Genomic DNA, 22,986 nt, shown 5'->3' with positions numbered 1-22,986 from the left:
CCCCCGATTCCCCCGGCGCTCCGGACGCGGCAGGTGCACGATCCACCTCCGGCGAAACCCGCCCGCCCGCCGGCGCCGAGGCGGCCGGCGATACCCCGCGGACGGCCGATTTCCCGGGCGGTGTGGTCCACGGATCGGGGTGCGGCGCCCCCCCCCGCCCCGGGAAGGCCCGCCCCCCCCGCGGCCCCGGGAAAGCCGGCCGCCACCGGGGGGACGGCCGGCACCGACCCGTCGGCCCGCACGGTCACCGACGACCCGGTATCCCCCGCCGCCGGGCCCCCGCCGGGCGCGTCGCAGGCCCCGCCGGGCGGTACCGTCCCGGATTCGTCCGCCGGTCGACCGGTCTACGGCCCGCCGGGTAGCGGGCCCACGCCGGAGGCGACCCCGCCGGAAGCACCGGTGTACGGCTACCAAGCCGTCGGCACCGGGATCCCCGGCCATCTCGATATCGGCCATGCGATCAGCTACGGCTTCGAGAAGTTCCGCTCGAACCCGGGCCCCTGGGTGGCGGTGACCTCACTCGGCTTCATCATCTATCTGCTGTTCTATCTGGTGGTACGGATCACCGAACCGCGGTCGGTATTCGCGCTGCTGGTGCTGTTCGCCGCCGTCATGGCCGGGCTGTGGGTGCTGCAGGCCGCGCTCGTCCGCGGCGCGCTCTACGAAACCGACGGCTACCGGCCGGGTTTCGGCTCCTACTTCTATATCGGCAATTTGAGCAACGCGTTCCTGACCGCGCTGCTGGCCTTCCTGGCGACCACCCTCGCCTCGGCTCTGTGCCTGATCCCCGGGATCCTGGTGGGCGCCGGTTGTATGTTCTCGCTGCATTTCGCGCTGGACCAGGGGATGGCACCGGTACAGGCGATCAGGTCCAGCTTCGTTCTGGCGCTGCGGGATCCGGTCCGGGTGTCGCTACTGGTCCTCACCGTCGCCGTGGTGACCGCCCTGGGCCTGCTCGCCTGTGGATTCGGGTTGCTGATGGCCGGGCCGGTGGCCGTGCTCGCGGTCACCTACGCGTATCGCACCCTCACCGGCGGTCCCATCGCGGCGCCGTGAGGACCCGCGCACTCAGTCCGTTTCCGTGAGCCGCGCGGCGGCCTCGGCACCGGAGCGGTAGCACGCCTCGAGCTGGGCCCCGCGCTGGTAGTCGCCGGCCAGTTCCAGGCCCGGCACCGCCGCGATATGGGTGCCGAGACGGCGCAGGAACCGGCCGTGATCGGGAACGTAGGCGCAGTGCGCGGCGGGCCAGCTGCGGGTGCGGATCCGCAGGCGCTGCGCCGGCGCGGTACCGAGCAGGCGGCAGACCTGTTTTTCGGCGGTATCGATCCATTCGGCCAGGGTCGCCTCGGAAGGGACCGGCCTGGCGGCCGCACCACTGAAGGTGTAGCGGACGAGGTGACGGTCGGCGATCCCGTAGACACCGGCGGCGCTGCACGGGCCGGAGTCGAACGCCAGCGAGCGGATCCGGGTGCCGAAGATCTCCCGGTCGTATTCCACCACGGCCACCGTCGACGGGAAGTAGGCGACTTCACGCAGCAGCGCACTCGCCTCGGGCAGATCGTCGGCCAGGATCCGGGCCGCGGCGGCCGCCGGTGTGGCGAGCACGACGCCGTCGTAATCGCGCAGGGTGGTGGCGCCCGGTCCGTGTGCGAGCTCCAATCCGGTCACCCGGTTCTCCTGACGGACCACCCGGATGGCCTCGGTGCCCAGCCGCACGGTGATCTTGCGGGCCAGTGCCTCGACGATCGGCTGGAAACCGTGGACCAGCTGGTCGTAGCGGTCCAGCACCATCCCGAGGTGGACACCGAAGGTGCCGAGGTAGATCTCGCCGGGTTCGGCGGCGTTGAGCCGCAGGGTCATCGGCCGCAGCACACCGGCGCACAGCCGGGAGCCGAAGTACCGGGTGATCGGTTCGTGGTCACGCGCCGACGCGGTGCGGGCGAAGAACGGAGCGCCGAGGTAGCGGTTGCGTTCGGCCAGTTTCACCTGGGCGCCGTAGAACAGCATCCGCGCGATATCCGGGCGCCGGCCCACCGAGAGCAGATACCGGACCAGCCCGATCACGCCCGGATCGTCCAGTGTGCGCACGGTTCCGTCGACGACCTGCGAACTGTTGATCCCGAATGGTTCGTACTCCGCGCCGCCGGATTCGTCGACGAAGGCCCGTAATCGGGTGTAGCGGCGGCCGATGTTCTTCCCGCCCATCATGATCGCGCGGTCGCCGAGGCTGTCGAAGCCCATTCGCCCGCCGAGTACGTGATCGGCCTCGACGAGTTCCACCTCGTGTCCGGCCCGGTGCAGGCGGTGGGCGGCGGCGATACCGGAGATACCACCGCCCACCACCGCGAATCTGCGGCCGGTGCGGGTGGGTTCGCGCGTGCTCATCGATATCCTGTCGTCTCGTGGTCCGCCGGCCGGGCCGTCAATTCGACGGTGCCGGTGGCGACCTGTTTTCCGTACTGGTGCAGGGTGGCGCGCACGATGACGAAACCCGGTTCCGAATCGGGCTCGGGTTCGGCCGTGCACGTGAGCGCGCCGTCGAGTTCGGCGAACTCGCGGAATTCGGCGCGCAGGCCGGTCACCGCGGCGAAGGGGTCCGCCAGCAGCCCGGACCGGGTGCCGGTCAGCAGTGCGGCCTGCCGGAACGCCTCGAGCAGCAGGGGGCCCGGGACATGGTCGTAGGGATGGTCGAAGAAACTGGGATGTCGTTGATCGACCCGTACCACGAGCCGGTCGCCGGCCGTGCCGAGCACGATATTGCGCGGGTCCCGGCGGCCGACCGATTCGGGGTCGATCGGTTCCGGCGGCGGTGCCGACGTGGCGGCGGCCGAACGCTGCTGGAGGGTGCGGAGTTCGTCGTAGGCGTCCCGCGGGAAGGCGATTCCGCCGCCCGCCAGCGTCATTGCCGGTACCCCGGCGATCACGACCTGTGCCTCGAACGAAACGTTCTGGTAGTAGCCGGACGTGGCGGGGTCCTGAGCGGAGCGGATGCGTACGACGCCCTCGAGAGGTGTGCGTTCGTCGTCCCGGAGCGCACTCAGGTCTTCGACCGCGAATCCCATCCGCTGCAGGCTGGCGGGCGCGTCGGCGGGCACCCGCAGATACCGCTGGCCGATCACGAGCAACGACTGCCGCACCGCCTCCACCACGGACAACGGATCGTGGCAGGGCAGCATGCGATCGGACCACAGCGAATGTGCGCGCGGAATCTGCACGGCGGCAAGGTAATCGCCGTCGCCCGCGACCGCGGTATCGGTGACGAAGACCTCGGCGACCGCGCGGCGATGCGCCAGCGCACGCGGTACGGCCTGGTCGAAGGCGAGCGTCGGCGCCCGCGTGGGGGTTTCGGTCATCTCCTGGGCCTTCGGGTTCATACGCCGGCGGTCGCGGCCGGCCAGAGCCGGTCGGCCAGCAGCGCCGCCAGCGCGCGCGGGGTCGGATGGAGGAAGAGGTCTTCCAGCGAGATCGCCGTCCCCGCGGCACTGTTGAGCCGGCTGCGCAGTTCCAGCGCCGACAGCGAGGTGAGCCCGATCTCGAGGAGGGTGGCGTCGAGATCGATATCGTCGTCGGTGAGGTCGACCAGGATTTCCCGGATCCGGGACAGCACCAGCTGCCGGGTGAAGTCCGGGCGCGCATCCTCGGCGATACCGGTCACATCCACCGGCGGTGCTGTCACCGGCTCGCCGCCCGGCTCCTTGTGCTCCGGTGGCGGCGAGCCCACAGCCAGTTCGGCGCCCTCGGCGCCGATCAGTTCCGTGAGTACCGTGCGATCGGTCCGGGCCCAGTACACCCGCCGCTGGAACGCGTAGGTCGGCAGGTCGACAGCACGGGCGCGCCGGCCCGCGTAGTACGCCGGCCACTCGACCGCCGCCCCGTGCGCCCACGCGGTGGCCACGGCCCGGCTCACCGAATCCGCCTCGTCCCGTCCGGGTCTCAGCACGGGCACGGCGACGGTGTCGGGACCGGTCACCGTCTCGTAGACCATGGCCGACAGCACATCCGCCGGTCCGGCTTCGAGGAATACGGTGACCCCCGAATCCGCCGACGCGGCCAGGCAGTCGTGGAACAGTACCGGTGCACGCAATTGCCGGACCCAATAGTCCGGGGTTCCCATCAGCCCCGGTTCCGCCCGGGCGCCGGTCACCGTGGACAGAATCGGTATCACCGGTTCCCCGAACCGGATCCCGGCGATCGCCCGGCCGAACTCGTCGGCGACAGCGTCGATATGCGGGGAATGGAACGCTCGATCGGTGGCGAGCCGGGTGACGCGGCGGCCCCGGGATCGCCAGCTCCGGGCGATATCGCCGATCGCCGCGGGGTCACCACTGACCACGGTCGCGTTCGGTCCGTTACACGCCGCGATCGACAGCCGGCCTTCCCACCCCACCAGGCTGTCCGCGACCTCGTCGCGGGAGGCCCGAATCGAGACCATGGCGCCCGGCGGCAGCTCCCGCATCAGCCGGCCCCGCGCGGCGACCACGGCCACCGCGTCCGGCAGTGCGAGCACGCCGGCGATATGCGCCGCCGCCAATTCGCCGACGGAATGCCCGACCAGTTGATCCGGTCGTATCCCCCATGATTCGAGCAGCCGGTACAGCGCCACTTCGATCGCGAACAGTGCGGCCTGCGCGTAATCGGTCCGGTCGAGCCGGCCGGACGCGGAGTCGAACACGATATCGGCGAGCGGGCAATCGAGATACCCGGTGAACAGGGCACAGATCTCGTCGAACGCGGCGCGGAAAACCGGGTGGGCCCGGTACAGCACTCGCCCGGTCCCCGGGCGTTGACTGCCCTGGCCCGAGAGCAGCAGCGCGGTGCGCCCGCCCGGCCGGCTCCGCCCGGTGAGCACCGCGGCCGAGCGGTCGCCCGCGGCGAGGGCGGCGAGCCCCGCCACGAGTTCGCTCGTCTCCCCGGCCACGACAACCGCCCGATGCTCGAACTGCGTGCGGGTGGTCGCCAGCGAATACCCGATATCGGCCGGATCACCGGCCGCGCACCAGCGTGCCAGCCGCGACGCCTGGGCCCGCAGCGCGACCGGCGATTTGGCGGACAGGATCCACGTCGCTGTCCCGGGCGGATCGGCTACCGGCGCGGAGCCGGGTGGTTCGGCGGGTGCCTGTTCGAGCACGATATGGGCATTGGTGCCGCTGATCCCGAACGACGACACCCCGGCCCGCCGGGGCCGGTCCGCTCCCGGCCACGGCTGCGCCTCGGTGGCGAGCCGGACCCCTGCGGTTTCCCATTCGGCGTGCGGGGTCGGCCGGTCGACGTGCAGCGTAGCCGGGACCGTCCCGCGCCGGATGGCTTCGACGATCTTGAGGACCCCCGCGACCCCGGCGGCGGCCTGAGTATGACCCATATTCGATTTCACCGAGCCCAGGAGTAGTGGCCGCGCCGGATCCCGGTGGCCGCCGAACACCGTGAGCAGCGCCTGCGCCTCAACGGGATCGCCGAGCACCGTGCCGGTGCCGTGGCCCTCCACGACATCGACGTCGCCGGTGCTCAGCCCGGCCGCGGCCAGCGCCGCCCGGATGACCCGCTGCTGCGCGATACCGTTCGGTGCGGTGAGCCCGTTGGACGCGCCGTCGGCGTTCACGGCCGAACCGCGGAGCAGCGCGAGCACCGGATGTCCATTGGCCACCGCGTCCGAAAGCCGTTCGAGGAGGACGAGTCCGGCGCCCTCGCCCCACGCTGTCCCGTCGGCACCGGCGGCGTAGGACTTGCACCGGCCGTCCGGTGCGAGGGCGCGCTGCCGGGAGAACAGCGCGAACGGTGCCGGGGTCGCCAGCACGGCGGCACCGCCGGCCAGCGCGAGCGTGCATTCCCCCAGCCGTAACGCCTGCGCGGCCTGGTGCAGCGCGACCAGCGAGGAGGAGCACGCGGTGTCGACGGTGACCGCGGGCCCCTGCAGACCGAGCAGATAGGAGATCCGTCCGGCCGCCATTGCCGCCGCGTTCCCGGTGAAGTAGTACGTTTCCGCGCCTTCCCAGCTACGGGCACTCCCGAAGCCGTACCCCTGTTCGCTGAGTCCGACGAAAACCCCGGTCGGGGTGTCGCGCAGGGTCGCCGGATCGATCCGGCCCCGTTCGACGGCTTCCCACGCGACCTCGAGCAGCAGCCGCTGCTGCGGATCCATGGCCTCGGCCTCGAGCGGGCCGATCCCGAAGAAACCGGCGTCGAACGCACCGGCCGCTTCCAGGAAACCGCCCTCGCGCACATAGGATTTCGCGAATTTGTCCGGGTCGGGATCGTAGAGTCCGTCGAGGTCCCAGCCCCGGTCCCGCGGAAGTTCACCGATCAGGTCGCGACCCTGTACCAACGCTTCCCACAGCAGCTCCGGCGAGTCGATGCCGCCGGGATACCGGCAGGCCGTACCCACGATCGCGAGGGGTTCACGCAGCCGGTACTCGAGGTCGTCGAGGCGCTGCCGGGTGTCGTGCAGGGTGCGGGCGGCGCGTTTGAGGTATTCGCGCAGTTCTGCTTCGCCGGCCATCTCGCGCCCCCGTCAGCCCAGGCCCGCCGGACGGACCTGATCGATCAGTCCGAACAGGGCGTCGTCGTCCGCGGTGTCGATATCGTCGACCGCGCTGCCGCCCGCGGTGCCGCGCAGCGTGCGCATCAGGTCACCGAGCCGGTCCACGATCTCGGTCACCTGGCCCGGTTCCAGCTCCGCGGCCGCGCAGCTGGCGGCCAATGCCGTGACCCGACCGGCGATCTCGTCGGCGGGGTTGTGCACGGGCGCGATCTCGTCGCGGAGGTAGCGGGCCAGTTTGGTCGCGTTGGGGTAGTCGAAAACCACGGTGGTCGGCAACTGCACCCCGGTGGCCGATTTCAGGCGGTTGCGGAATTCGACCGCGCCCAGCGAATCGAAACCGAGCTCGGTGAACGCGGTATCGGCCGGTACCCCGTCGCGGGAGTCGTGACCCAGCACCGCGGCGGCATGCGAGCGGATCACGCCCAGCACGATACGTTCCTGTTCGGCCGGGTCGAGGCCGGCCAGCCGCGCGGTCAGGGTGGCGGCCTCCGCGCCACCGGAGTCGGCGGCGCGGCGCCTGCCCTGCAGCAGACCGCGCAACACGGGCGGCAGTTCGGCGGGATCACCCAGCCCGCGCAGCGCGTCGAGGTCGAGGCGGGCGGGAGTCATGGTGGCACTGCCGCTGTGACAAGCCCTATCGAACAGGGCGAGCCCCTCGTCGTCGGCCAGTGGAGTCAGGCCGTCGCGGCGCATCCGGCCGCGATCCCGGTCGCTGAGATGCCCGGTGATCCCGGTGGCCCGGGCCCACAGACCCCAGGCCAGCGACAGTGCGGGCAGGCCCCGGGCGGCGCGGTGCTGGGCGAGGCCGTCCAGGAAACAGTTCGCCGCGGCGTAGTTGGCCTGCCCCGGCGAGCCCAGCAGGCCGGCCACCGAGGAATACAGCACGAACATGGTCAGCGGCAGATGCCGGGTGGCTTCGTGCAGATGCCAGGCCGCGGCGGCCTTCGCCCGCCAGACCCGGTGGAATCGTTCGGTGCTCTGTTCGGCGAGCAGGGCGTCGTCGACGATGCCGGCCGCGTGCACGACACCGGTCAGCGGGTGGGCGGGGTGAATCCGCGCGATCAGCTCGTCGACGGCGTCGCGATCGGCGAGATCACAGGCCACTACGTCGACCGTCGCGCCGAGCGCGGCGAGTTCGGCGGCCAGTTCCCCGGCGCCGGGCGCCTCGGGCCCGCGCCGGCTGACCAGGACGAGGTTGCGGATATCGCGTTCGGCCACCAGATGCCGGGCCAGGAGTGCACCCAATCCGCCGGTGCCGCCGGTCACCAGCACCGTTCCCGCGGTGTCCAGTGGGGCGGGCACGGTCAGCACGTATTTGCCGATATGACGGGCCTGGCTCAGCTGCCGGAACGCCGCCGGTGCCCGGCGCACATCCCAGGCCGTGACCGGTACCGGGCGCAGCGCGCCGGTGTCGAACAACGTGCGCAGTTCGCCCAGTATCTCCCGCAACCGGTCGGGGCCGGCGTCCATGAGCAGGAAGTTGCGGTAGACGACACCGGGGTGTTCCGCCGCCACCGTCGCGGGGTCGCGCAGATCGGTCAGGCCCATCTCGATGAACCGGCCGCCCCGCGGCAGCAATCCCAGCGACGCGTCCACTTTGTCGCCGGCCAGCGAATCGAGCACGATATCGACGCCGCGCCCGGCCGTCACCTCCCGGAACTTCGCGGCGAACTCGACCGTCCGCGTATCGCCGATCCGCTCGTCGGCGAACCCCAGCGCGCGCAGTACTTCCCATTTACCCGGGCTCGCGGTGACGTACAGTTCGAGCCCGAGGTGCCGTGCCAGTTGCACCGCCGCGGACCCGACACCGCCGGTGGCGGCATGAATCAGCAACGACTCCCCCGCACGCGCCTGGGCCAGGTCGACGAGAGCGTAGTAGGCGGTGGCGAACACGATGGGCACGGCGGCCGCCTGCTCGAACGTCCAGCCAGGCGGTATGCCGACCACGGTCCGCCGGTCGGCGACGACCGTCGCCGAGACACCGGTGAAAATGCCCATCACCGCATCGCCCACGGCCAAATCGGTGACCGCGGAACCGACCTCGACGATCACGCCCGCGCCCTCACCGCCCACCGGCGTATCCGGAATCGGGTACATCCCCAGCACGATCAGCACGTCCCGGAAGTTGATACCGGCCGCGCGCAGCGCGATCCGTACCTGGCCCGGGGCCAGCGGTTCCGGTTCGGAAGCGGGTACCAGGACCATGTTGTCGCCGTCGAGTGTGCCCCGGCCGCGGGTCCCGAGCTGCCAGGAGTGGCTCGCGGCCAGGGCGGCACCGCCCACGGTGTCGCCCCCGGAACGCGCCAGCCGCGGTACGAACAGCTCGCCCCGCCGCATCGCCAGTTGGCCTTCGCCGAACGCCGCCGCGGCCGCGGCCACCGCCGCGCGGTGATCCCCGTCGGTATCGATCACGAGCAGCCGGCCCGGATGCTCGGTCTGCGCGCTCCGCAACATCCCCCAGGCCGCGGCCGCGGTCGGATCGGGTACGTCCTCGCCACCGTGCACGGCGACCGCACCGCTGGTCACCACGATCAGTGGCCGGGGATCGGCATCGGCCGGCAGTTCCCGTATCCGGGCCAGCAGCGCCGTGAGCCGTTCCGGCACCGGGTCGGCCGCACCGCGAGTATCGGTCAGGTTCAGGACCCGGAACGCGTTACCGCGCAGAACATATTCCGCCGGCGCGAGACCATCCGGATCCGCATCCGGCTCCACCCACCGGCCCGCCGTCAGGTCCGGCGGGGTGCCGGTGCCCGGCCGGGGCGCCGGCACCCAGGTCAGCTCGAACATCGACACGCCGCGCACCGGGTCGGCAGCGCCCGACGCCGTGAGCGGTACCTCCCGCATGACCAGGGCATCCACTGTCGCGACGACCTTCCCGGACAGATCGGCGACCGCCAGTGCCACCCGGTCCGGACCCTGCGGTTCCAGCCGCACGCGCAACGCCGTCGCGCCGACCGCACGCAGTGACACCCCTTCCCAGGCGAAGGGCAGCCGGATCCGGCCGCCGCCGCTCACCCCGGCCGTTCCGGCGACGATCAGCGCGTGCAGGGCAGCGTCCAGCAGCGCCGGATGCAACCCGAACCGATCGGCGTCCCCGCGCACCGGTTCGGGTAATTCCACGTCCGCCGCGATGTCCGCGCCGCAGCGCCAGACCGCCCCGAGACCCTGGAATTCCGGCCCGTATTCATAGCCCGCGGCGGCCATCGTCGCGTAGGCGTCCTCGGTCGGCACTGCCTGCGCACCGGGCGGCGGCCATACCGCGAACCCGTCGTCCGGCCGCGGCGGCAGGGTCGCGATCAGGCCGCCACGGGCATGGCAGGTCCAATCCACGGCCGTCTCGTCCTGCTGCGGCCGGGAATACACAGCCACGGTCCGCTCCCCCGCATCTCCGGGTGCGCCCACGCTCACCTGCACTGCGATCGCGCCGGCGTCCGGCACGATCAACGGCGCCTCCAGCACCAGTTCGGCGATATCCGGCGTATCCACGAATCCGGCAGCACAGCAGACCAATTCGACGAACGCGGTGGCGGGCAGCAGGACCGCACCGCCGATCCGGTGGCCGGCCAGCCACGGCTGACCACGGAGTGACAGCTGTCCGGTGAGCAGCACCCCGCCGTCGTCGGCCCGGCTGATCGCGGCGCCGAGCAGCGGATGATCCGCCTCGTCCAATCCGGCCGTGCGGACATCCGCGGCGGCGTCCGGGTCCAGCCAGTACCGGTCACGCTGGAAGGCATAGGTGGGTAGCTCGATCCGGCGCGCGCCCGTACCGGCGAACATGGCCGCCGGCTCCACCGCCGCGCCACCGGCGAACGCCGTGGCCATCCCGGCGGCGAACGCGAACGCTCCCACATCCCCCGGTCGGGCCAGTGCGGCAATACCCACCGGGACCGCATGGTCCTCGGGCGCCCCGCCCGCGGCCATGGTCGACAAGGCCGTGCCCGGGCCCACCTCGACGAAACACAGGGCCTCGTGCGTGTCGTGGGCCCAGCGCACCGCGTCCAGATAGCGGACGGGTTCGCGCAGATGCGCCACCCAGTACTCCGGGGTGCCCAGCTCGACCGGATCGGCGAGCGCACCGGTCAGCGCCGAGATCACCGGGATAGCACCGGCCCGATAGGTCAGGCCCCGGCAGACCTGTGCGAAATCGTCCAGGATCGGCTCCATCAGCACCGAATGGAAGGCGTGCCCCACCCGCAGCCGGGTCGCGGTGATGCCGTCGGATTCCAGTTTGCCGATCAGCGCGGTGATCGCCGCGCTGTCGCCGGAGAGCACGATGGATCGGGGGCCGTTGATCGCCGCCACGCTCAGCGCATCCCCGAATTCCGCCACCGGACCGGTCACCGTGTCGAGCCCGGCGGCCACCGATACCATCGCACCGCCGGGTGGCAGCGACTGCATGAGCCGTCCGCGCGCGGCGACGAGAGTGCAGGCGTCGGCGGTGGACCAGATTCCGCTCAGGTAGGCCGCGGTGATCTCGCCGATCGAATGCCCCATCAGGTAATCGGGTCGCAGGCCCCAGGATTCGGCCAGCCGGTACATCGCGACCTCGGCCGCGAACAGGGCGGGCTGGGTGTACTCGGTGCGATCCAGCAGATTCGCGGCGTCCGCGGCGGTGCCGAGGACCACATCACGCAGGGAGTGGTCCAGCAGGCCGGTGAACGCCTCGCACATCTCGTCGAATGCCGTGCGGTACACCGGGAACGCGGCGTAGAGATCGCTGCCCATCCCGGCTCGCTGTGCCCCCTGCCCGGGGAACATGGCCACGGTCGTCGCCTGGCCGGTTGCCCGCCCTCGCACCACCCGCGGTGAGCGCTGGCCCTCCGCCAGTGCGGTGAGGCCCGCGGTCAGCTCGGTGCGATCCCGGCCGAGGACCACCGCGCGGTGCTCGAACCGGGCCCGGGTACTCGCCAGCGATATACCCACGTCCACCGGGCGGGCCTCGGTATCGGCGAGCGCATCCCGTATCCGCCGCGCCTGCGCGGCCAACGCGGTGCCGGTTTTCGCGGTCAGCACCCACGGGGTCACCGCCGGCGCGGGGCGCACCGGTCGGTCGTGCACCGCTTCGATCGGCGGCGCCTGTTCGACGACGACGTGCGCGTTGGTTCCGCTGATCCCGAACGAGGAAACCCCCGCGCGCTTCGGGCGGCCCGTTGCCGGCCAGGCCCGCGCCTCGGTGACCAGCCGCACCGCGCCCGCCGACCAATCCACATGCGGGGACGGCTCGTCGACGTGCAGAGTCGGCGGTACCAGATCGTGCCGGATCGCCTGCACCATTTTGATCAGGCCGCCCACCCCGGCGGCCGCCTGTGTATGGCCCATATTCGATTTGATCGACCCGAGCAGCAGCGGTTCGGCATCGCCGCGGTCCGCGCCGTAGGTCGCCAGCAGGGCCTGCGCTTCGATGGGATCGCCCAGTGTGGTGCCGGTGCCGTGCGCCTCCACCACATCCACCTCGGCGGGAGTCAGGCCGCCGTCGGCCAGTGCGGCGCGGATCACCCGCTGCTGCGACAACCCGTTGGGTGCGGTGAGTCCGTTGGAGGCGCCGTCGGAGTTCACCGCGGTACCGCGAACCAGCCCGAGCACCGGATGGCCGCGGCGCCGCGCCTCCGACAACCGTTCGAGCAGCAGCATCCCGGCGCCTTCGCCCCAGGCGGTGCCGTCGGCGGCCGCCGCGAACGATTTACAGCGGCCGTCGGGCGCCAGCGCCCGCTGCGCGCAGAAGGCGATGAACGCCGACGGCGCGGCCATCACGGTCACCCCGCCGGCCAGGGCCAGCGAACATTCGCCGGTCCGCAGGGAACGAACGGCCTGATGCACCGCGACCAGGGACGACGAACAGGCGGTATCGACGGTGACGGCCGGTCCTTCCAGCCCGAGCGTGTAGGCGATCCGCCCCGAGGCGATACTCGCCGCCTGCCCGGTCATCAGGAACGGCAGGACACCGTGCCGGTCGCCGTGCGCGGTGGTGTGCGCCGGCGTCTGCCCGTCGGTCATCATGCCCACGAAAACCCCGGTATCGCTACCGCGCACACCCGCCGGGTCGATTCCGGCGCTCTCGAACGCCTCCCAGCTCGTTTCCAGCATCAGCCGCTGCTGCGGGTCCATGGCCAGCGCCTCCCGCGGCCCGATACCGAAGAAGCCCGCGTCGAATTGCGTTGCCCCGCCGAGAAACCCGCCCGACCGCACATAGGTCTTGCCCGCGACACCGGGTTCCGCGTCGTAGAGCCCCTCGGAATCCCAGCCCCGGTCCGTGGGCCACGTGGAGACCAGATCCTCCCCGCCGGCCGCGGCCCGCCACAATTGCGCGGGCGTTTCGATTCCACCGGGATAGCGGCAGGCCATTCCGACGATCGCGATCGGCTCGTGCGCCCGTGACTCCACTTCCGCCAGCCGATCCCGGGTGTTCTGCAGTTCCCGGATCGCCTTTTTCATATAGGCGCGCAGCTCGTTCTCGTTCGCCATCGGCACAAATCTCCTGCAGCAACTGGTTTCGACGCGATCGGCAACGACACGATAGGCATGATCACCGAAGTTCGTTTTTCTTCAGCGAGTGCTGAGCAAGTACCGCACCGACCGTGTCAGATTAGGACAGCAGTTGCAGAAAATTGTTCGCTCACAGCGGGTTTGGGATCGGCAACAAACCGGAATAAGTACCGCTGTGGCTTCGCCCGGACGCGTTGCCCGGCCGTGATCGACTGGCTTACTGTCGGGCGCCATGATGTGGATGCCGGCGGATATTCCGGATCAACATGGCCGCACAATAGTGGTGACCGGCGCCTACGGCGGTCTCGGCACCGTCGTGACCCGTGAACTCGCCGCCCGCGGCGCCACCGTGGTCATGGCCGGCCGGGACGGCGAACGAGCGCTCGCCGCGGCGGGACGGTATTCCGGCAGTGTGGTGTTCGAACCGCTGGATCTCGCCGATCTCGGATCGACCCGGCGGTTCGCGCGGCGCTGCCCCGAATTCGATGTGCTGATCAACAATGCGGCGTTGATGAACGTTCCGTTCGCCCGGACGCAGGACGGTTTCGAAATGCAATTCGGCGTCAATCATCTCGGGCATTTCGCGCTGACCACCTTGCTGCTGGACCGTATCCGCGATCGCGTGGTATCGGTTTCCAGTATTTCCCATACGTGGCTACGCACACTTCGCATCGACGACTTGAATTATGTGCGCCGCCGATATTCCAGATCGGGCGCGTACGCACAGTCGAAACTCGCCACATTGCTGTTTGCCCGGGAATTGCAGCACCGGCTCGCCGAATCCGGTTCCACCGTGCGTTCCTACGCGGTACACCCCGGTATCTCACCCACCGGGCTGGTGGCTCGTACCGGCACCCCGGTGGACCGGATCGCGGAACCGGCGATCCGGTTGGTCGGGCAGACGCGGGAGCAGGCCGCGCACGCGCTGCTGTTCGCCGCGACCGCACCGGACGCCGACCCGGGAACCTACTGGGGCCCCACTCGCCTGTTCAACACCCGCGGCCCCGTGGCCGCCGCACCGTCGAGCGCGCTGTCCCGCGATCCGGTCCTACGGCGCCTGCTCTGGGAAGCCTCCGAGCACGCCACCGGGCTGCGCTACCCCGCCGCCCCGACCACCGCGGAAACACCGTGATGAGATCGGGACGACACCGACGCCTCCTCGGGGCACTGGTCATCGCGGTCGGCGCGGCGCTCACGGGCACGCCCGGGGCGGTGGCCCAGCCGGTCTACCCGGCCCCCGACCCCGACCCCTTCTACGCCACCCCGCCCGATATAGGGGCCACCCCGCCCGGCGAGGTCCTCGCGGCGCGCGATCAGCCGCCGCTACCGTACTTCCCCACCGCGACGGTGACCCTGCTCAAATTCCGGTCCAGCGATTCCCAGGGCGATCCGATCGCCGCCACGACCACGGTCCTGACCCCGGCCGGACACCGGCCGGGCGCGCCGCTGCTGTCGTATCAGCACATCATCAATGGTCTGGGCACCGGTTGCGCGGTATCGCACGGGCTCTACGACTACGACCCGAATCTGCTGTATCGCGCCGTTCCGCTGATCAACGCCATGCTGCTGCGCGGGTGGAGCGTCGCCCTCCCCGACCATCTCGGCCCCACCGCCGCCTACGGTGCGGCCAGGCTCGGCGGCCAGATCACCCTGGACGGTATCCGGGCCGCCCAGCGACTCCCCCGGCTCGGGTTGGCCGACAGCCCGGTCGCCATGCTCGGCTACTCCGGTGGCGGGATGGCGACGGCGTGGGCCGCGGCCCTGGCCCCGTCCTACGCCCCCGAGCTGCGCCTGGCCGGTGCGGCGGCCGGCGGGGTCCCGGCGAATATCAGCGCGATGGCGCGCGGCCTGGGCCTGAACCCCCATCCCATGTTCGGCCTGGCGATGGCCGCCGCCCTGGGTCTGGAACGCGAATACCCCGAACGCCTGCCCATCAGCGACCAGCTCAACGACGAGGGCCGCCGAATCCGAGACGCGATGACGGATGCCTGCACCTACGAACTCATCGCGCTCGGCGCCATGCGCAGCGCCCGCGAACTCGCGAGGTCGGTCTCGCTCATCGACGATCCGCGGGTGTGGGAGGTCAGTGCGGAGAACAGTCTCGAATACTTCCCCGGCATCCCGGCCGCGCCGATTTTCGAATGGCATACCCCGACCGACCCGCTGATTCCCATCGATTCGGTCGACCGCACCAACCGCCGATACTGCGCCGCCGGCGTCCGCGTCTGGTCCGAGCTCTATCCGAGCCCCGACCATCTGGCCACCGCCGTCCTCGGCTTCCCGTCGGCCGTGAACTGGCTCGACGCCCGCTTCCGCGGCGAACCGGCCCCCAGCAACTGCTGACCGCCCCGTGGCGACCCGGCCATTCGGGACGCCACGGACCGTGGCGAGCGGACTCCCCGACAACACGTCTTCGGCTGCGTCGCCGGCGGTCGGGCGCCACTCGGGGTGATCGGCAAACAGCCGCCGCGAGAACGTTCGACGCCGGCCACCGGGCGTTATAGACGCTGGTGGGAGCCGCGAACAACCTCTCGGAGGACATTCGGCGCGCCCCGCGCCGACCGACCCGGCATGCGCACCGGGTCGCGTAAAGGCTTCCGGCCCTACTTGGCGCCGGCCTCGGTGACGGCCGCCCCGGAGGCGCCGTTGGTCTCGGCCGCCGACTTGCCGGGCCGGGCGTCCAGGCCGGCTTCTTTGCGCTGCTGCGCCGTGATGGGCGCGGGAGCATCGGTGAGCGGGTCCACGCCGCCGCCCGTCTTGGGGAAGGCGATGACCTCCCGGATCGAGTCCAGCCCGGCGAGCAGGGCGGTGATCCGGTCCCAGCCGAAGGCGATACCACCGTGCGGCGGCGCCCCGAACGCGAAGGCGTCCAGCAGGAACCCGAACTTCTCCTGCGCCTCGGCCTCGCTGATCCCCATCACCTTGAAGACTCGTTCCTGCACTTCCTTGCGGTGGATACGGATACTGCCGCCGCCGATCTCGTTGCCGTTGCAGACGATGTCGTAGGCGTAGGCGAGGGCGGAACCCGGATCGGTGTCGAAGGTGTCCATCGATTCCGGTTTGGGCGAGGTGAACGCGTGGTGCACCGCGGTCCACGAGGAATGCCCCAGCGCCACATCGCCGCTGGCGGTGGCATCGGCGGCGGGTTCGAACAGCGGGGCGTCGACGATCCACACGAACGACCACGCGTTCTCGTCGATCAATCCGGCCCGCTGCGCGATCTCCGACCGCGCCGCGCCGAGCAGCGCCCGCTGCGCCTTGGCGGGGCCGGCCGCGAAGAACACACAGTCGCCCGGCTCGGCGCCCACATGGGCCGCCAGCCCCGCGCGTTCGGCCTCGCTGAGGTTCTTGGCGACGGGGCCGCCCAGCGTGCCGTCCTCGCCGATCAGCACGTACGCCAAGCCCTTCGCGCCGCGCTGTTTGGCCCAGTCCTGCCAGGCGTCGAGCTGGCGCCGCGGCTGGTTCGCGCCACCGGGCATGACCACCGCGCCGACATACGGCGCCTGGAACACCCGGAACGGTGTTTCGGCGAAGTATTCGGTGCATTCGGTGATCTCCACGCCGAAGCGCAGGTCCGGTTTATCGCTGCCGAACCGTCGCATCGCCTCGGCATAGGTCATATGCGGGATCGGAGTCGGGATCCGGTAGCCGATGAGTTCCCACAGCGCCACCAGGATGTCCTCGGCCAGCAGGATCACATCCTCCTGGCGGACGAAGCTCATCTCGAGGTCGAGCTGGGTGAACTCGGGCTGGCGGTCGGCCCGGAAGTCCTCGTCGCGGTAGCAGCGCGCGATCTGGAAGTACCGTTCGATACCGCCCACCATGAGCAGCTGTTTGAACAGCTGCGGGCTCTGCGGCAACGCGTAGAAGTTCCCGGGCTGCAGCCGCGCCGGTACGAGGAAGTCGCGGGCGCCCTCGGGGGTCGACCGGGTGAGCGTGGGCGTTTCCACCTCGACGAATTCGTGCCGGGCGAGGACCGCACGGGCCGCGGCGTTCACCTTCGACCGCAACCGGATGGCGTGCGCCGGAACCTCGCGGCGCAGGTCGAGGTAGCGGTACCGGAGCCGGGCCTCTTCGCCGGGCTGCTCGTCGAGCTGGAACGGCAGCGGGGCGCTCTCGTTGAGCACCTCGAGTTCCTTGACGTCCACCTCGACGGCGCCGGTCGGCAGTTCGGGGTTCTCGTTACCCTCGGGCCGCTGCTCCACCACACCGACGACCCGCACGCAGTATTCGGCCCGCAGCCGATGCGCCTGCTCGGCCGCCGGACCCTCCCGGAACACCGCCTGCGCGACACCGGAGGCATCGCGGAGATCGATGAAGATCACGCCACCGTGGTCTCGCCGCCGCGCCACCCAACCGGAGAGGGTCACGGTCTGACCGGCCTGTTCACTTCGCAACGAACCGGCCAAGTGGGTGCGCAGCACGGGATTCCTTTCGACGTTCGGAACACACCGGGGACGGCCACCGGATGCGGTTGCCATCGTAGTGTGCCCCGCCGAGCAGCCTGAAACGGATATATTGCGAGTGCAGGCGAGCGAAGTCTCAGCAACGACGTTCTCGGACGGGATGCCCGCATGACCTTCGACGACGGTGCGCAGATCGACCCAGGCCGCGCTTCCTCCGGCGGCCCGGGCCGCGGCGGCAAACTCGCCCTCGGCGGTGGCGCCGGCGGGCTGATAGTCCTGGTGATCGCCCTGTTGATGGGCGGGGACCCAGGGTCGGTACTCGGCCAGTTCACCGGCGCCCAGGAGCTGGGGCAGGCCGAGGTCGCGGCCGGCACCCCCGCGCACTGCCGTACCGGCGCCGACGCGAACACCTATGTGGACTGCCGGGTGGTGCTCACCGCGCAGAGCCTGGACGCGGTGTGGGCAGAACAATTACCGAACCAGACCGGGGTCGACTACACGCCGCCCGGGCTGGATCTGTTCACCGGCTCGGTCGCCACCGGCTGCGGGTACGCCACCAGCGAGGTCGGCCCCTTCTACTGTCCCGCCGATCGGACGGCCTACTTCGACGTCGGATTCTTCCAGGAGCTCGTGGACCGGTTCGGCGCCGCCGGCGGGCCGCTGGCGCAGGAGTACGTCGTGGCGCACGAGTTCGGCCACCATATCCAGACCTTGCTCGGTGATATCGGCCGCGCCCAGCAGGATCCGCAGGGCCCGCAATCCGCGGCGGTGCGCACCGAACTGCAGGCCGATTGCTATGCCGGCATCTGGGCGCACTACGCCGACCGGACACCCGCCCCCGGGTCGAACACACCGCTACTGCAACCGCTCGACGACGCCGATATCCGGGATGCGCTCTCGGCCGCCGCCGCGGTGGGCGACGACCGGATCCAGCAGGCCGCCCACGGCCGGGTGAACCCGGAGGCGTGGACGCACGGCGCGGGCGAACAGCGGCAGAAATGGTTCCTCGCCGGATACCACACCGGCGCGGTGCGATCCTGCGACACCTATTCCGCGAACGATCTCGACAACCCGGACGGTATGCGCTGAGAACGGTCAGAACTGGCTGTCGTAGCCGGCGTCCTCGTCCGAATCCACCGCACCGATCACTTCCGGTGCCGATTCGCCGAGCGGACCGGTGAGATCGTCGTTACCGGTGGCGCTGCGATACGACTCGACCGTGCGGCCGTGTTCCTCCTCGTTGTTGCGCTGCCCGGCCGCGCCCGGCGCACCACCCATGAAGCCGCTGGACGCGGGGCTGGTGGCGGCGGGAGCCATACCGGTGGGCAGCGCGCCCGGCCGCATCACGTTGGTCAGCGGCGGGGTGGTCGCCCCCGGCACCCCCGGTACCGACGGGGAGGCGGGGATACCCGGCGTACCGCCCGGCGCACCGGTCGACAATCCCGGGCTGCCGCTCGGCATACCGGGACTACCCGGCGTGCCGGGACTGCCGGTACTCAGTCCAGCCGCTGTGGTCGACGCCGGATCGCCGGTGGTCGAGCCGAGCACGGATTCCAGGCTCGACGGATCCGAGGCGAGGCTCTGCGCCTGCTGCAAGATCGGTTCGCCGACACTCTGCGCCACCTGCTGCGCGGCCTGAGCGGCCTGCTGGCCGTCCACCCCGAGCATCTGCTGCACCACACCGCTCAATTCCGCGGTCTTGCCGGCGAGATCACCACGGGTGATGTTGGTGACCGTCACGGCCTGGCCCAGATGTTCGGTGGCCGAGGCGATGAGCGCGGTCTGCGCGGGCGGGGTCATGACCACCGGCGCGAGTGCCGTCGCCTGAGTGAGGAACGAGGCGGCGATGGAGGTGAGCTGCGCATTGCCCTGCTGTACCACTGCGGCCGCGGCCTGCGTCATCGCCGAGATATCGAATCCCCGCTGGCTGGTCTGCAGACCGGTGTTGTTGGCTTCCTGCCCGGCGGTCTGGGCGGTCTGCGCGGCCGGGCTCTCCCACGACTGGCCCATGGCGGAGAGGCTGCTCTTGCCCACCCCCATCGCCACCTCGATCACCTGGGACGCCTGGCTCAGGATGGCGGTCGGATCCAGCGCGCCCATGACCCCGGTCCCGAAACTGCTCAGCAGATCGCGGATCGGCGCGAACAGGACATCGATACCCGGCAGTGCCGGTAGCGCGGCACCGCCGAGCAGAGCGCCCACCGGATCGGAGGGCAGTGCCGGGGCCGCCGCGGCGGGCGCCCCGGCCGCGGGCGCGCCCGCCGGTGCGCCCACTCCCGCTGCTGCCGCCGCCTGGCCGAGCAATCCCTGGGCGGCTTCGACGGCCGGGGCCGCCCCCTGGTTCACGACACCCAGGACCTGGTTCGCCTGGTCGGAAATGTCTTCGGCGGCACCGGCCAGGATGTCCTGCGCCTGCGGCGTGTCACCGGTGAGCCCGGACAACCCCGGCAGTCCGGCGGGCAACCCGGTGGTGGCGGGCGCATCCTCGGAAACCTTCTGCGCCAGCACGAATTCCGGGGACTCGACCGGCGTTTCGCCCTCGGGTAGCTGACCCAGCGGAACGTCCTGGATCGCCGCTCGCGGGTCCGGCGCGACCGCGGGGGCAGCGGTGGCCGGCAGGCCGGCGGGCGCGTCCGGTACCGCCTGCTGCAACTCGGGGGCGATCAGGCCCGTGGAACCGGCGGTGGTGTCGAGCGGTTTCACAGCGCACCCCCGGCGGCCCCGAGCGCACCGGCGGTGCCGTCGTCGGTGAGGTCGTAGTTCAGCGCCGAGGAGAACGCGGCCTGGGACAGATGCTGGTACTTGGCGGCGAGATCGTTGATATCACGCGTCTGCAGGACCTGGGCGGCGGCGAACATGGCCAGATAGTCGGCACCGATCAACCCGAAAACCGGTGTCAGCGCGGCGACATTGCGCAGCGCGTCGATATTGGCCACCCCCGCGATCTCGGTGCCGATCCCGGCATTGGTGGTACCGAATGCCCGCAACGCTGCCGTTTCCACCGAGGTATTACTCATCGGGCTCCCCCCTGATTCGTCATGAACATCATGGCCACCGCGTGAACTTCTCGTGTACCGCAACGACACGCACCCCTGCGGCACCAAATGGTTGCCGCCCGAATATAGCCCACCCCGCCGGTCACGCACGAGACCGTGCTCGACCGGCAAAACTAGAACAGGTTGCAAATTAGAACAAGTTCTATATTCTCATCCGCATGAAGGTCGCAGTGACCGGCGCAGCCGGCTACCTCGGTACGAATCTGCTCCCGCTGCTCGCCGAGCGCGGCGACGAGATCATCGCCATCGACCGGGTGGCACCCCAGCAGGCCGGCGCGGCGAACATCACCTGGGTCAGCGCCGACGTCCTGGACCCGGCCGCCATGCGCGCCGCGCTCGACGGCGCCGAGATCGTCTACCACCTGGTCGCGGTGATCACCCTCGCGGACCGCAACGATCTCGCCTGGCGAGTGAACACCGAGGGCGTCCGGGTGGTCGCCGAGGCCGCCCGCGCGGCCGGTGTCCGCCGGTTCGTGCACGCCAGTTCGATCCACGCCTTCGATCAGTACAGCTGCGGCGGCAGTATCGACGAAACCACCTCGCGGTCCACCGAGGCCGGCCTGCCGGTCTACGACCGGTCGAAATGGACCGGGGAGATCGAACTCCGCAAGGTGATCGAGGCCGGCCTGGACGCCGTGATCTGCAACCCCACCGGCGTGTTCGGCCCGGCCGACCACGGGACCCCGCTGTCGCGGATCAATCGCTCCCTGCGCGATGCCGCCCGCGGGCGGATCCCCGCCATGATCGACGGCGGATTCGACCTGGTCGACGTGCGCGATGTGGCGCGCGGTCTGATCCTCGCCGGTGCGCACGGTCGCACCGGGGAGAACTATCTGCTCGGCGGCGAGATGATCTCCATGCTGGAACTGTGCCGGATGGCCGCCCGGCACGGCGGGAAGAAGGGCCCCCGCTTCTCCATCTCCCCGAAACTCGTCTCCGGGCTCATCCCGGTCATGGAGCCGATCGGGAAACGCCTGGGCACCGATATCGTCTCCAAGGCGGCCCTCGGTGCGCTGATCTCGGCACCGCTGGTCGATCACGGCAAGGCGACCCGGGAACTCGGCTACCGGCCGCGCCCCATCGACGACACCGTGCGCGATCTGGTCGCGTTCTTCGCCGATCCGCACGCCCCGCTCCCGGATTTCACGCCGGCCGCTTGACAGCAGTTAGAACGCGTGTTCGACTGGTCGCGTGCGGTGGCAGAACCAGACCCTGGACGCCGACGACGGCGCACTGCCCGGCCTCGGCCGGGCCGGATTCGCCCGCACCGTACAGACTCCCGAGTTCGAGGGCATCACTTTTCACGAAGTCCTGTGTAAGAGCGCCCTCAACAAGGTTCCCGACGAATCGAATCTCCCGTTCCGGTGGACGATCAATCCGATGCGCGGCTGTTCGCACGCCTGCCGCTACTGTTTCGCGCGCGGGTCGCACGAATACCTCGAGCTCGACGCCGGCACGGATTTCGATACCCAGATCGTCGTGAAAACGAATATCGCGGCGGTGCTGCGCCGCGAACTCACCCGCCGCTCCTGGCATCGGGAGCGGGTGGCACTCGGCACCAATACCGACCCCTATCAGCGTGCCGAGGGCCGGTACCGGCTGATGCCCGGAATCATCCGGGCCCTCACCGATTCCGGGACACCGTTCTCGATCCTGACCAAAGGCTCTCTGCTGCACCGGGATCTGCCACTGCTGAGCCTGGCCGCCCGCGAAGTGCCGGTGCATATCGGTATCTCGCTGGCGCTGCTGGATCCGGAACTGCAGCGTGGCCTGGAACCCGGCACACCCACGCCCCGCGCCCGCCTGGACCTTGTGCGCGCCTGCGGTGACGCCGGTTTCGCGGTGAATGTGATGGTGGCGCCGGTGATCCCGTATCTCACCGACGGCCGGGCCCAGCTCGACGACCTGTTCGGCGAACTCGCCGCCGCCGGGGCCACCTCGGCGGTGGTCCTGCCTCTGCATCTGCGCGGCAGTACCCGCGGCTGGTTCCTGGGCTGGCTCGCCGAAACCCATCCGGCACTGCTGCGCCGCTACCGGCAGCTCTACCGGCGGGGAGCGACCGTGGCCCCCGAATACGCGACGTGGCTCCGGGAGCGGGTCGATCCGCTGTTGCGTGCACACGGTCTACTGGCCGAGGAGCCCCGGCTACCCGAGACCCCGCCCGCACCCGAACCGGCCGGCGTGCCGCAGCTCGAACTGTTCGCCTGAGTCCCCATTCGCCCACGGTCCTGTCCGCCCGAGGGGGCCTGTCCGCCCGAGGGGCCTGTCCGCCTGAGGGGCCTGTTTCGGCCGAGCGCGCCCGATCGGCCGAGTTCCGCGCCGGGCGCCCCGCCGCCGCCGCCCGGCGCCGCCCCCCCGCCCCCCGCGGGGGGGGGGGGCGCCCCCCCCCCCCCGGCCGGGCGGCCCCCCCCACCCCCCCCCCCCCCCCCCCCCGGCCGGTCCTGCCCGCCCCGGGCGGGCGCCCCCCGGAACTCGGCCGATCGGGCGCGCTCGGCCGAAACAGGCC

General features: G+C 70.8%; 13 protein-coding genes. 6 read left to right on the top strand and 7 right to left on the bottom strand.

Annotated features, from left to right (window positions below; all coding sequences use genetic code 11):
- Positions 1–399: 399 nt before the first annotated feature.
- Entirely contained in the window at positions 400–1,056 is a 657-nt protein-coding gene (locus QH276_RS27500; protein ID WP_280406942.1) for a hypothetical protein, read from the top strand.
- Positions 1,057–1,068: 12 nt separating this feature from the next.
- Here QH276_RS27500 and QH276_RS27495 read toward each other — a convergent pair whose 3' ends face one another.
- From QH276_RS27495 to QH276_RS27480, 4 genes are read right to left on the bottom strand one after another with little or no spacing between them, the layout of a single operon-like run.
- A complete protein-coding gene (locus QH276_RS27495) occupies positions 1,069–2,385 on the bottom strand; it encodes a protoporphyrinogen/coproporphyrinogen oxidase (protein WP_280399989.1) in 1,317 nt (438 codons plus the stop codon).
- On the bottom strand, positions 2,382–3,353 hold the full coding sequence (locus QH276_RS27490) for a ScbA/BarX family gamma-butyrolactone biosynthesis protein (RefSeq protein WP_280399990.1): 972 nt from the start codon (positions 3,351–3,353) through the stop codon (positions 2,382–2,384). Before QH276_RS27490 ends, QH276_RS27495 begins: the two co-directional genes overlap by 4 nt.
- Positions 3,354–3,370: 17 nt before the next feature.
- Positions 3,371–6,493: a type I polyketide synthase gene (locus QH276_RS27485; protein WP_280406941.1), complete on the bottom strand. Its 3,123-nt coding sequence runs from the start codon at positions 6,491–6,493 to the stop codon at positions 3,371–3,373.
- Between the two features lie 12 nt (positions 6,494–6,505).
- Positions 6,506–12,997 carry a type I polyketide synthase gene (locus QH276_RS27480; RefSeq protein ID WP_280398462.1) on the bottom strand — a complete coding sequence of 2,164 codons (6,492 nt, stop codon included), beginning with the start codon at positions 12,995–12,997 and terminating at the stop codon, positions 6,506–6,508.
- A 253-nt stretch (positions 12,998–13,250) separates the two neighbouring features.
- Between QH276_RS27480 and QH276_RS27475 the strand changes: the two genes are divergently transcribed.
- Together QH276_RS27475 and QH276_RS27470 are read left to right on the top strand one after the other, a co-directional pair.
- A complete protein-coding gene (locus QH276_RS27475; protein ID WP_280398461.1) occupies positions 13,251–14,150 on the top strand; it encodes an SDR family NAD(P)-dependent oxidoreductase in 900 nt (299 codons plus the stop codon).
- Positions 14,150–15,361 carry a lipase family protein gene (locus QH276_RS27470; protein ID WP_280398460.1) on the top strand — a complete coding sequence of 404 codons (1,212 nt, stop codon included), beginning with the start codon at positions 14,150–14,152 and terminating at the stop codon, positions 15,359–15,361. The genes QH276_RS27475 and QH276_RS27470 overlap by 1 nt, the downstream gene beginning before the upstream one ends.
- A 260-nt stretch (positions 15,362–15,621) precedes the next feature.
- On the opposite strand, the gene aspS is transcribed toward QH276_RS27470, so the two are convergent.
- Complete coding sequence (gene aspS, locus QH276_RS27465; RefSeq protein WP_280401538.1) at positions 15,622–17,442, bottom strand: aspartate--tRNA ligase; 1,821 nt, start codon at positions 17,440–17,442, stop codon at positions 15,622–15,624.
- Positions 17,443–17,592: 150 nt separating this feature from the next.
- On the opposite strand from aspS, the gene ypfJ reads away from it, so the two are divergent.
- Positions 17,593–18,513: a KPN_02809 family neutral zinc metallopeptidase gene (gene ypfJ, locus QH276_RS27460; RefSeq protein WP_280401537.1), complete on the top strand. Its 921-nt coding sequence runs from the start codon at positions 17,593–17,595 to the stop codon at positions 18,511–18,513.
- 6 nt (positions 18,514–18,519) lie between these two features.
- On the opposite strand, the gene QH276_RS27455 is transcribed toward ypfJ, so the two are convergent.
- Together QH276_RS27455 and QH276_RS27450 are read right to left on the bottom strand one after the other, a co-directional pair.
- Positions 18,520–20,127, bottom strand: a complete 1,608-nt coding sequence (locus tag QH276_RS27455) for a hypothetical protein (RefSeq protein ID WP_280401536.1) — start codon at positions 20,125–20,127, stop codon at positions 18,520–18,522.
- Complete coding sequence (locus tag QH276_RS27450) at positions 20,124–20,441, bottom strand: type VII secretion target (RefSeq protein WP_280401535.1); 318 nt, start codon at positions 20,439–20,441, stop codon at positions 20,124–20,126. Before QH276_RS27450 ends, QH276_RS27455 begins: the two co-directional genes overlap by 4 nt.
- Positions 20,442–20,638: 197 nt before the next feature.
- Here QH276_RS27450 and QH276_RS27445 point away from each other — a divergent pair, with 197 nt between their 5' ends.
- Both QH276_RS27445 and QH276_RS27440 read left to right on the top strand, forming a co-directional pair.
- Positions 20,639–21,640 carry an NAD-dependent epimerase/dehydratase family protein gene (locus QH276_RS27445; protein WP_280401534.1) on the top strand — a complete coding sequence of 334 codons (1,002 nt, stop codon included), beginning with the start codon at positions 20,639–20,641 and terminating at the stop codon, positions 21,638–21,640.
- 31 nt (positions 21,641–21,671) lie between these two features.
- A complete protein-coding gene (locus QH276_RS27440; protein WP_280401533.1) occupies positions 21,672–22,688 on the top strand; it encodes an Rv2578c family radical SAM protein in 1,017 nt (338 codons plus the stop codon).
- Positions 22,689–22,986: the final 298 nt, after the last annotated feature.

Source organism: Nocardia carnea (assembly GCF_029869215.1).
Taxonomy (GTDB): Bacteria; Actinomycetota; Actinomycetes; order Mycobacteriales; family Mycobacteriaceae; genus Nocardia; species Nocardia carnea_B.
The sequence above is the reverse complement of the archived record's forward strand: the minus strand, read 5'-3'. Positions and strand labels throughout refer to the sequence as shown.